The sequence below is a fragment of the Mesorhizobium sp. genome, from assembly GCF_017306585.1.
In the GTDB taxonomy this organism is placed as follows: Bacteria; Pseudomonadota; Alphaproteobacteria; order Rhizobiales; family Rhizobiaceae; genus Mesorhizobium.
Genome location: NZ_JAFKIC010000024.1, coordinates 1 through 9,586, shown reverse-complemented (window position 1 = coordinate 9,586; position 9,586 = coordinate 1). Strand labels below are relative to the sequence as shown.

Sequence of the window (9,586 nt, the reverse complement as noted above, 5' to 3'; positions counted from 1 at the left end):
AGACGGCGCCGGCGGCAAAGCTGCCAATCTCCCCCCATGTGGGGGAGATGTCCGGCAGGACAGAGGGGGGCGCGACAGAGCGCGGCCTTGATCGTTATTACCGGGACCATCCCCATGAACTGGGATGACGTCCGCATCTTCCTCGCCGTGGCGCGGGCAGGCCAGATCCTTGGCGCGGCGAAGCGGCTGGAACTTAACCACGCCACCGTCTCGCGCCGCATCGCCGCGCTCGAGGAGGCGCTGCGCACGAAACTCTTCCGGCGGCTCACCACCGGCAGCGATCTGACGCCGGCCGGCGAGCGCTTCCTCGACATCGCCGAGCGCATGGAAAGCGACATGATCGCCGCGCGCTCGACCATATCGGGCGAAGGCGATGACGTCTCCGGAACGGTGCGCATCGGCGCGCCGGACGGGTTTGGCGTCGCCTTCCTCGCCAAGCGGCTCGGCGAGCTGACAGCGCTCCACCGCGAGCTCACCATCCAGCTGGTGCCGGTGCCGCGCTCCTTCTCGCTGTCGCGGCGCGAGGCCGACATCGCCATCACGGTCGAGCGGCCGACGGAAGGCCGGCTGGTGGCGGGGAAGCTGGTCGATTACACGCTCGGCCTGTTTGCCTCGCGCGCCTATGCCGAGGCCAATGGCTTGCCCCGGACCGCCGTCGAACTCTCCCGGCATACGCTGATCGGGTATGTGCCGGATCTGATCGTCAGCCCCTCGCTCGACTATGCCGCCGAATTCAGTCCGGACTGGCGCACCAGCTTCGCCATCTCCTCGGCGCTTGGGCAGGCCGAGGCGGTGCGCTCGGGCGCCGGCATCGGCATCCTGCACACATTCGTCGCCCGTTCCATGCCGGAACTGGTGGCCGTCAATGTGGTGGCGCCCATCCGCCGCGCCTATTGGCTGGTCTACCACGAATCGGTCAGGCCGCTGCGGCGGGTCCAGATCGTGGCTTCCTTCATCACCAAGGCGGTGGAGCGGGAACGGGGCCTGTTCAGCTGACAATCCAGCGAAAGTCGGAAACGACCAGGTGCGAGGATCAACGCGGATCGAGCACGAAAGACCCCACCACTTTCACGGCGGCCTCCGCCTGCGGTTCCCACCTCCGCCGCGCGTCGTCCGCGCTATCGCCCGCGACACCACAATTGACCAGGCCGTAATGCGTGCCGCGCAGGGACAGCGCCACCACGGCATGGCCATAGAAGTCGACATTGCTGTCGACGTAGTGGAAATCCATTTCAGTTATCCGGACCGGATAGCCATCGGGGAACCGCCCCAGCCTGTCCCCGCTGAATTGGGCAGAGTTGTAGGCAACGCCGACCATGGTCTGCCAGGTGTCGGCGGACCAGTCCTTCTCGATGAAAACCCTGGGATCCGGCGGGCTGTCCGGATCGGACGGGTCGTACCTGCCCTCCGAAACCCGGCAGGTAAGCCCTCTCTCGCCCGATTTGACTTTGAGCCATATCGTCTCGCCGGCCGGCCCCTCATCAGTCCATTCCTGCGGATAGGTCAGCGAAAAACCGTGGTTTTCGTCGTGGACGGTCTTGTCGGCGGCATTGGCGACCGAGGCAGCAATCAGGAGGCCGGTAGCCGGAACCACAAAGCCGATGCGCATCACCGCTGCTCGCAAAACACTATGACGATACCCGCTCTCCACAAAGGCAGGTGCACGACCTCGACAATAACACGCCCAGGCAATACGCACCGCCTTTTCCTTGCCACAAAACCGGCCAGTGTGGCATCAGGCATGCGATCGCCGGTCACGGAGCGGATCGCGGGGTGGGAAATCTTTCGGAAAGCTGGCGCGGAAACATGCGAGCCGATCTTGCCATCCTGCCGCTGCTTGTCCTGTCGGCATGCGCCAACCCATGGACGAAAGTGCCGGAGGCCGACCTGCCCAAGCCGATCCGCTATGCCATGGCGCGCCCTTCGCCTTTCGTCATCGGCAATTATTGCGGGCCGGGTACCCGCACCGGCGATCTTTCGGCGCGGCCGGTCGACCGCCTCGACGCGGTCTGCCAGGTCCATGACGCCTGCTACATCGCCCAGCACGACCATTGCGCCTGCGACGGCGCCCTCGTCGCCTCGGCAAGAACGATCCGTGACGACAAGACCGCACCCCGCGGGATGCGGAGCGAGGCGGAGCTGCTGATCGCCACCTTCGCCATTCCGGTCTGCAGGATATTCCCGCACGGCTTCATGCCGCCGCGCGATCCGGCGCAGTTGAGCGCCATGAAGACCGGAGTGACGGGATGAGGGGCCGCACCGCGCTCCTGCATGCTCTGGCCGGGTTGGCGCTGGTGGCCCTTGCCGGGTGCGCCGGCGCGGGTAGCAACGCCTGTGACCTGATGCCGGGACAGCAGGCCTGCGCGCGGCCTTCGCTCTCCGCCGCGACATCGGGGCCTGGGGTCGCGGCGGCCCAGTTCTTCGGCGATGCCGACGCCGGCGACTATGAAAAGCGCTTCCTGGCGCTGCTCGCCAACAGCCGGATCGGCGCCATGGATCGCACCAACGGCACCGGCCCTTTCGGACGCAATCGCAGGGACGTCCAGAACCGCGACTTCCAGGCGACCTATTCGACGCTGCAGGCATTGGCCGCCCCGCTCGCCGCGCCGCATCTGCCGCCGGCGGCCGGCAGCGTCGGCGACGGTCACTTTGCAGGACGCTGGCGGGTGTCACGGCAGACGCTCTATGTCGACGCCGCCGCGCGGCCCAAGGCCGCCAGGACATTCGAATTCTCCGGCCTGCAGGCGCGCAGCACCGAGATCGTCCTGCGCCAGGCTGGTAAGCTGCCAGCTGAAATCGAAGGCAGCTGCGACGGCACGCTGGCGATCCGCAATGCCGGCGCCTCGCGCACGATCACCGCCGGCGCGGCATTCCGCTTTCGCCTGTCGGGCGAGGATGACACGGTCAGCCTGTTCCCGGGCGACGGCTTGAACCGTTGCACCGCAAGGATCCACTCCAGCCTCGCTCCAACAGGCGCACCGCTGACCATTCTGCGCGAGGAGACCGCCGATCCAACCATCGCCTCCTTCGACAGCCGCTACCAGCGTTGCCCGGTTCCCGGCGGCGGCGGCCTCGATGCGCTGGAACGCGTCTTCTATGCCAGCCGCTGGCTGTCGCAGACCTGCGCCATGCCGATCGGCCAACCCAGGCTGTTGCGCAAGTCGCGTGACGGCTTCAACGCCAAGGTCGAGGCGCTGCTGGGCGCGCCGCTGTCGGATGCGGCAATCGACAAGGGCGATCCGGAACTGCCGCTCGATTTCTCGAAGGCGCCGAGGCTGAAGCTGATCTATCTGTCCTCGCTGGAATTCAAGGCGGATTTTTCCGGCCGCGTCATCGAGCGGCTGATCCGCCATCATGCAGCACTCGGCACCAAGGTGCGCATCATGGTCACCGATGTGCTGGAGCGCGACAAGGACGACGCCATGCTGCATCGTCTGGCGGCGGAATTCCCCAATGTCGAGTTGCAGGAATACCGCTGGCGCGCCGACCATGGCGCGCCGATCGACGAGCAGATTTCACAGCTGCACAAAGTCCTTCACATCAAGATGCTGGCGACGTTGGCACAAGATCCGGGGCGGTCGCGGGCCATCATCGGCGGCCGCAACATCCATGACGGTTTCCTGTTCCATCAACCGATCGACCTGTCGCGCTATCCCAACCTGCAGCAATACGGCAAGACCGACGGTTTCTCGCTGAACTACTATTCGAACTGGAGCGACTTCGACATCGAGTTCGCCGACAGGACGACGGTCGAAACGCTCGCCGCGCATCTCTCGACCATATGGCTGCGCGACGCCGACACCAACCTGTCGCGCCCCTTCTCCATTCCGGTTCGCGCCGACGGCCGCCCGCGGGGCAACGCCCGGCATTTCATCTCGGTGCCTTACGAGGACGGCCACGCGCTGGAGAGCTACTTCGTCGAACTGGTCGATGCCGCCCGGCACCATATCCAGATCGTCAACCCATACCTCAATCTGACGCCCGACCTCGCGCGGGCCTTCGACCGGGCGCTTGCCCGTGGCGTCAGGATCGACATTGTCGGCCGCATCGATCTCAAGGGCGATATCGGCGGCAAGTTCCTCACCGCGCTCAACAAACTCTTCGTCGAGAAATATGGCGACCGCATCGACATCCGCGAGTTCAAGGCGCCCGACGTGGTGCTGCATTCCAAGATCATGATGATCGACGAGAGGCTGGTCGCCATCTCTTCGGTCAATCTCAACAACCGCAGCTTCTTCCACGATTCGGAGAACGGCATGATGGTGCTCGACCCCGCCTTCTACGCCAGGATGAAGCCCATCTATGACGACTATCTCGCCCATTCGAACCCGGTTGCCACCAATGTGACCATCCCATGGGCGTATCGGCTGCTTTTCGACGAAACCTGGGTCAGGGAGGCGTTCTGATTTCGGGAACCCGCCGCTATTTCAGGTAGCGCTCCTGCGCCAGGGCACGCGCATCGATATCCGGAACCCGGTTCGAGATGATGTCGGCCAGCACCTTGGCCGAGCCGCAGGCCATGGTCCAGCCGAGCGTTCCGTGCCCGGTGTTGAGATAGAGGTTGGAAAGTTCGGTGCGGCCGATCAGCGGCGGCCCGTCCGGCGTCATCGGCCGCAACCCGCACCAGAACGTCGCCTCGCGCATCGCGCCGGCGCCAGGGAAGAGATCGCCGACCGAGTGCTCGAGCGTGCGGCGTCGCGATTCATGCAGCCGGAGGTCGAAACCGGAAATCTCGGCCGTGCCGCCGACGCGGATGCGGTTCCCCAGCCGGGTGATAGCCACCTTGTAGGTTTCGTCCATGACCGTCGAGACCGGCGCCAGCGCGGCATCCTGGATCGGGACCGTGATCGAATAACCCTTGACCGGATAGACAGGGATCGGGCGCTTCATCCGGCGCATAAAGCCCGCCGAATAGCTGCCCAGCGCCATGACATAGGCGTCGGAGGACTTCCATCCCTTGCTGGTGCTGAGATTGGCGACACGATTGCGGCTGCGCAGGACACGGTAAATCGTCACGTCGTATTCGAACTTCACGCCACGCGCGACGCACAGCTCGGTCAGCCTGTCGGTGAACATCTTGCAGTCGCCGGTCTCGTCATGCGGCAGCCTCAGTCCGCCGACGAATTTCTCGCGCACACCGGCAAGGGCCGGCTCCGCCGCGATGCAGCCGTCCTGGTCGAGGATTTCGTAGGGCACGCCATATTTCTTCAGCACCTCGACATCGCCGCCTGTTCCATCGAGCTGCTTTTGCGTGCGAAACAGCTGCAGCGTCCCCTGGGTCCGCTCGTCATAGCTGATGCCGGTCGCCTCGCGCAGCGCCTTCAGCGTGTCGCGGCTGTACTCGGCCAGCGGCACCATGCGCGACTTGTTGACCGCGTAGCGCTCGGCGGTGCAGTTGCGCAGCATCTTGACCAGCCAGGTCCACATATGCGGGTCGAAGGCCGGCCGCACCACCAGCGGGCCATGCTTCATCAGGAGCCATTTGATCGCCTTGAGCGGAATGCCGGGCCCGGCCCAGGGCGAGGCATAGCCGGGCGAAATCTCGCCCGCATTGGCGAAGCTGGTTTCCAGCGCCGGGCCCTTCTGGCGGTCGATCACCGTCACCTCGTGACCCGCCTCGGCGAGATAATAGGCCGTGGTCACCCCGATGACGCCACTGCCCAGCACCATGATCTTCATCGTTCAACTCCTTGCACGGCGCCGGTCGGAAGACCGATGGCCGCGCCTTCTCGATTTGCGCATGATCCCGGACGAAAATCGATCCCCATCCTCGGGCTCATGCGTTGTGGTCTCGTTTCACGCCGCGGAAGGGCCGGGGTCGTCATTGTCTGTCTGCCGCATTCCACCCGTTCCGCCAAGAGGCCGGGTGCAGGTTGCAGCGCTGTAGACGAGCCTCAGGCCAGGACGCCGGTCACCGGCGAGGACCTTCTCGCTTGCGGCACGCCGCGCGGCCTCGGGCTGGTAAAGCACCGTCTTGATGCTGATCCACTCGCGCCTGCCGCCGGCATGTTCCAGCGACATCGTCTGGCCCTGTGCCATGCCGAGCATGCAGAGCCCCCGCCTCGTCGCTACCGACAGGCTGGAGCCGACCGGCCCACGCATCTCGTTCTGCACCAGCGTGCGTGTCTCGGGCAGGCCGGCATCGATCGTGAAGACCACCCTGCTGTTCAATGTCACGATGTCGGGCTCGATCATGTCGACCGGCACGACGTCGGCGCTGGAGAGCTTCTCCTCCAGCATCCGGACCACCGGATCCGCGAATGCTCGCCGGCGCTCCAAGAGCACCTCCAGCACGGCGAAATCCTTCGCCGTCAGGCGGCAACCCGTCCTTGTCATCACGGCCTCCATGATCAGCTTTGGCCGCTTGCGGGCATGTCGACCGCCTCGACGGTAACCGACAATTGCCGTCCGCCGCGACCGCTCCACCACACGGTTTGACCCACGCCGGCACCAATGAGCGCGGTTCCCATCGGCGTCAGCACCGAGACGCGGCTTTCGGCAATGTCGGCTTCGCCGGGATAGACCAGCGTGACGCGCTGGATATCCCCGCTTTCGCCGCGGACCGTCACCGTCGATCCCATCCGCACCACGCCGGCCGGCATCGCCGCCGCATCGGTGACGATGGCCCGGTCCATTTCAGAAAGCAGTTCCTCCGCTGTCTCGGGCGCCCGGTCGAGCAAGCCCCTGGCCAGGACAGTCAGCCTGTCATGATCGGTGTCGCTGATCAGAATCTGGCTGCTGGAACGCAGCCCTGTTGCATGGTGCATGGCAAACCTCTTGGATCGGCGCATCGCACGGGATGCGCGCTTGCCGCCGCGCTGGTTGCGGCTTGATGAAAGCCGGCGGCCGCGAACGGCGCTACGGCTTGATGGCGATGACGGATGTAATAGATGCCCCGGTACGGACGGACGCCAAAAGGCGGCCGCGCCGGGGCTACGATCCCGCGATCGGGCAGACTCTGAACAAGGTTCTGATATGGGCGAGGTTGCTCATGCCCCAAGCCTTGCCGACAGGCGCCCGCTTGTCAAGCGCGGCCAAACCGCTCAGCCGCCGATATAGCGCCGGTGAAAGCGCGAGCCGAGACTGGCCAGGATTTCATAGCCGATGGTGCCGGCGTGCCCCGCGGCATCGTCGACGCTCTGGGAGGGACCGAGAAGCTCGACAAGATCGCCCTCCCCCAGTTGGCCGGCGGGCAAGGCGGAAATGTCCAGGATGATCGAATCCATCGACACGCGCCCGAGGAAGGGCAGCCGCATGCCCTCAAACCATGCCGCCGAAACGGAACGGCGCAGCCAGCCGTCGGCATAGCCGAACGAGATCGTTGCCAGGCTGAGCGGGCCTTGTGCGTGATAGCTGTGGCCATAGCCGATGCCGGCGCCCTTTCCGACCTTGCGCGTCTGCGCGACCTTGGCCTGCAGGCGCACCACAGGCAGCATCGGATTGGGCTCGCCGGGCGTCGGATTGATGCCGTAGAGCGCCGCGCCCGGACGGGCGAGATCATAACGGTAATGCGGTCCCAGAAAGATGCCGGATGAGTTGGCCAGCGAGGCTGGCGCCTCGGGCAGCATGGCGCGCAGCCGTTCGAAGGCCTGCCGCTGCTGTTCGTTGGCCGGATGGCGCGGCTCGTCGGCGCAGGCCAGGTGGCTCATCACATATCTGATCTCGATGCCATCGAAGGCACCGGCGCTTCCGGCCAACGCCTCGACTTCATCGGGCGCCATGCCAAGCCGCGACATGCCGCTGTCCACCTGGATGGCGGCCGGCAGGCGCCGCGCTGCCCCCTGCGCCATCGCTCGCCAGGCTTTCAGCTGTGCGCCGCTGTTGATGACCGGACACAGTCCGGCCGCCACGGCTTCCGGCTCCGAGCCCGGCGGCAGCCCGTTCAGTATATAGATTTCGGGTCGATCCCCGATGGCCTTGCGCAAGGCCGTGCCCTCCGCCAGCAGCGCGACGAAGAAGATATCGCACCCCTCCTTCATCAGCGCCGATGCCACCTGCGCCGCGCCGAGGCCGTAACCGTCGGCCTTGAGCACGCCGGCGCAGCGTGCGCCGGCGAGTCGCGTTCTGAGGCGGCGGTAGTTTTCACGCACGGCGCCAAGGTCGATTGTGAGGATAGCGCCCGCCGCCGCTTCGCTTATGGCGGCATCGCCGGATGGTGACCTCGCAGGGGCGTCGTTCATGGCGACCCTCCTTGTAACGGATGAACATCAATAGGGCCGCTGGCCCGGCACGGCAACCGCGGCGGTGGTCGTTGTCGCCGCTATGGCGCCAGGTGAAGGAACGCCGCCACGACGTCTTCATAGACCTTGCGCTTGAACGGCACGATAAGGCCGGGAAGGTCGCGCATCGGCCGCCACGACCATTCGTCGAACTCGGCCGTATGGCCGCCCGGCGGCGGATCGATCTGGATTTCACTGGCGTCGCCATGGAAGCGGAAGGCGAACCATTTCTGCGTCTGGCCGCGATACTTGCCCTTCAGAGCGACGCCGATGAGGTCGTCCGGCAGGTCATAATTGATCCAGTCCGGCGCTTCCGCGAGCAGCGACACGCTGCGCATGCCGGTTTCCTCATAGAGCTCGCGCTCCGCCGCCTGCAGCGGCTCCTCGCCCTTGTCGATGCCGCCCTGCGGCATCTGCCAGAGCTGCGTGGCGCCGCTGAATTCACTGTCGGGTTCGACGATGCGATGCCCCACCCAGACCAGGCCCTCGCCATTGAGGATCATCAGCCCGACACACGGACGGTAGGGCAACGTTTCGCGATCGATCTTCTTGGACATAGGTCGGATTTCCAGCCTTCCCGAGCATCCGCCGCGACGGATGCCCGGAGTAGAACATTCAGACGGCTGTTAGCCTTTTTGCGGATCGATGGCCACCGCCGAAATCGGCACGATCTCGATACCGCGCTTCTTCGCCTCGGCCACCCATGACGTGACCGTATCGACCGTCAGGTCGAAGGCCGAGCCGATGCCGACGGCACTGCCCTTGGCCCGCGCGGTCGCCTCCAGGCTGTCGAGCTTCTTCAGGATGGCGCCGCGATCCTGCACGGCGTCGATCGCCATGTCGCCGGCGACGAACGGTACCCCGTCCTTCAGCGCCAGGTCGGGCGCCACGCTGCGCGCCGAGGAGCCGTCGTCGATATAGGCAAGCCCGCGTTTGCCGAGTTCGGCCATGAACGGTCCCATCGCCCCGCTGTCGGCGGAAAAGCGTGCACCCATATAGTTCATGACACCCGTATAATTCGTCGTCCGCGACAGCGCCCAGTGCAGGTTCCTGATGTTTTCCTCGGCACTTGCCGCCACTGTCAGCGTGTTGCGCCCGGGATTGACGCTGGGATAGTCGAACGGTTCGAGCGGCACCTGCATGACGATCTCGTGGCCGCTCTGCCGCGCGGCCGTCATCCAGCGGCCGATGCTGTTGCCTTGCGGCGCGAAGGCCAGCGTCACCAGCACGCCGGCCGGGTGCACGTTCGCGCCTTCATAGCGCTTGAACGCGGCCTGCGCGCGCTGCACGAACGCCTCTTCATCACCGTTCTTCAGCGCGAAAATCTGCACGACAATCACCCCGTGCGCACCGTGCGCTTCGTCGAT

At 65.5% G+C, this 9,586-nt stretch carries 10 protein-coding genes; 3 read left to right on the top strand and 7 right to left on the bottom strand.

Annotated elements, in window-relative coordinates:
- The first annotated feature begins 114 nt into the window (after nt 1–114).
- Nucleotides 115–996, top strand: a complete 882-nt coding sequence (locus J0I79_RS00815; RefSeq protein ID WP_292854445.1) for a LysR family transcriptional regulator — start codon at nt 115–117, stop codon at nt 994–996.
- Between the two features lie 37 nt (nt 997–1,033).
- On the opposite strand, the gene J0I79_RS00810 is transcribed toward J0I79_RS00815, so the two are convergent.
- Nucleotides 1,034–1,609 (bottom strand): hypothetical protein, encoded by a 576-nt coding sequence (locus J0I79_RS00810; RefSeq protein ID WP_292854447.1) that lies wholly within the window; start codon nt 1,607–1,609, stop codon nt 1,034–1,036.
- A gap of 197 nt (nt 1,610–1,806) precedes the next feature.
- Here J0I79_RS00810 and J0I79_RS00805 point away from each other — a divergent pair, with 197 nt between their 5' ends.
- Both J0I79_RS00805 and J0I79_RS00800 read left to right on the top strand, forming a co-directional pair.
- Complete coding sequence (locus J0I79_RS00805; protein WP_292854442.1) at nt 1,807–2,250, top strand: hypothetical protein; 444 nt, start codon at nt 1,807–1,809, stop codon at nt 2,248–2,250.
- Nucleotides 2,247–4,406: a phosphatidylserine/phosphatidylglycerophosphate/cardiolipin synthase family protein gene (locus J0I79_RS00800; RefSeq protein WP_292854439.1), complete on the top strand. Its 2,160-nt coding sequence runs from the start codon at nt 2,247–2,249 to the stop codon at nt 4,404–4,406. The genes J0I79_RS00805 and J0I79_RS00800 overlap by 4 nt, the downstream gene beginning before the upstream one ends.
- 16 nt (nt 4,407–4,422) lie before the next feature.
- Here the strand turns inward: J0I79_RS00800 and J0I79_RS00795 are convergent, their stop codons facing one another.
- From J0I79_RS00795 to J0I79_RS00770, 6 genes are all read right to left on the bottom strand, one after another.
- On the bottom strand, nt 4,423–5,679 hold the full coding sequence (locus J0I79_RS00795; RefSeq protein WP_292854437.1) for a D-amino acid dehydrogenase: 1,257 nt from the start codon (nt 5,677–5,679) through the stop codon (nt 4,423–4,425).
- Between the two features lie 117 nt (nt 5,680–5,796).
- Nucleotides 5,797–6,336, bottom strand: a complete 540-nt coding sequence (locus tag J0I79_RS00790) for a nucleoside-diphosphate kinase (RefSeq protein WP_292854434.1) — start codon at nt 6,334–6,336, stop codon at nt 5,797–5,799.
- A gap of 14 nt (nt 6,337–6,350) precedes the next feature.
- Nucleotides 6,351–6,767, bottom strand: coding sequence for a nucleoside diphosphate kinase regulator (gene rnk, locus J0I79_RS00785; protein ID WP_292854432.1), 417 nt, complete (start codon nt 6,765–6,767; stop codon nt 6,351–6,353).
- Nucleotides 6,768–7,043: 276 nt separating this feature from the next.
- A complete protein-coding gene (gene alr, locus J0I79_RS00780; RefSeq protein WP_292854430.1) occupies nt 7,044–8,180 on the bottom strand; it encodes an alanine racemase in 1,137 nt (378 codons plus the stop codon).
- A gap of 80 nt (nt 8,181–8,260) precedes the next feature.
- Nucleotides 8,261–8,776, bottom strand: coding sequence for an RNA pyrophosphohydrolase (locus tag J0I79_RS00775; RefSeq protein ID WP_292854427.1), 516 nt, complete (start codon nt 8,774–8,776; stop codon nt 8,261–8,263).
- A gap of 69 nt (nt 8,777–8,845) precedes the next feature.
- Nucleotides 8,846–9,586, bottom strand: a 741-nt coding sequence (locus tag J0I79_RS00770; protein WP_292854425.1) for a divergent polysaccharide deacetylase family protein, incomplete at its 5' end; no start/stop codon positions are given.

What these genes read in the sequence shown, in the direction of transcription:
- J0I79_RS00815 (WP_292854445.1), top strand. Translation starts at nt 115, where the DNA reads ATGAACTGGGATGACGTCCGCATCTTCCTCGCCGTGGCGCGGGCAGGC.
- J0I79_RS00810 (WP_292854447.1), bottom strand. Translation starts at nt 1,609, where the DNA reads ATGCGCATCGGCTTTGTGGTTCCGGCTACCGGCCTCCTGATTGCTGCC.
- J0I79_RS00805 (WP_292854442.1), top strand. Translation starts at nt 1,807, where the DNA reads ATGCGAGCCGATCTTGCCATCCTGCCGCTGCTTGTCCTGTCGGCATGC.
- J0I79_RS00800 (WP_292854439.1), top strand. Translation starts at nt 2,247, where the DNA reads ATGAGGGGCCGCACCGCGCTCCTGCATGCTCTGGCCGGGTTGGCGCTG.
- J0I79_RS00795 (WP_292854437.1), bottom strand. Translation starts at nt 5,679, where the DNA reads ATGAAGATCATGGTGCTGGGCAGTGGCGTCATCGGGGTGACCACGGCC.
- J0I79_RS00790 (WP_292854434.1), bottom strand. Translation starts at nt 6,336, where the DNA reads ATGACAAGGACGGGTTGCCGCCTGACGGCGAAGGATTTCGCCGTGCTG.
- rnk (WP_292854432.1), bottom strand. Translation starts at nt 6,767, where the DNA reads ATGCACCATGCAACAGGGCTGCGTTCCAGCAGCCAGATTCTGATCAGC.
- alr (WP_292854430.1), bottom strand. Translation starts at nt 8,180, where the DNA reads ATGAACGACGCCCCTGCGAGGTCACCATCCGGCGATGCCGCCATAAGC.
- J0I79_RS00775 (WP_292854427.1), bottom strand. Translation starts at nt 8,776, where the DNA reads ATGTCCAAGAAGATCGATCGCGAAACGTTGCCCTACCGTCCGTGTGTC.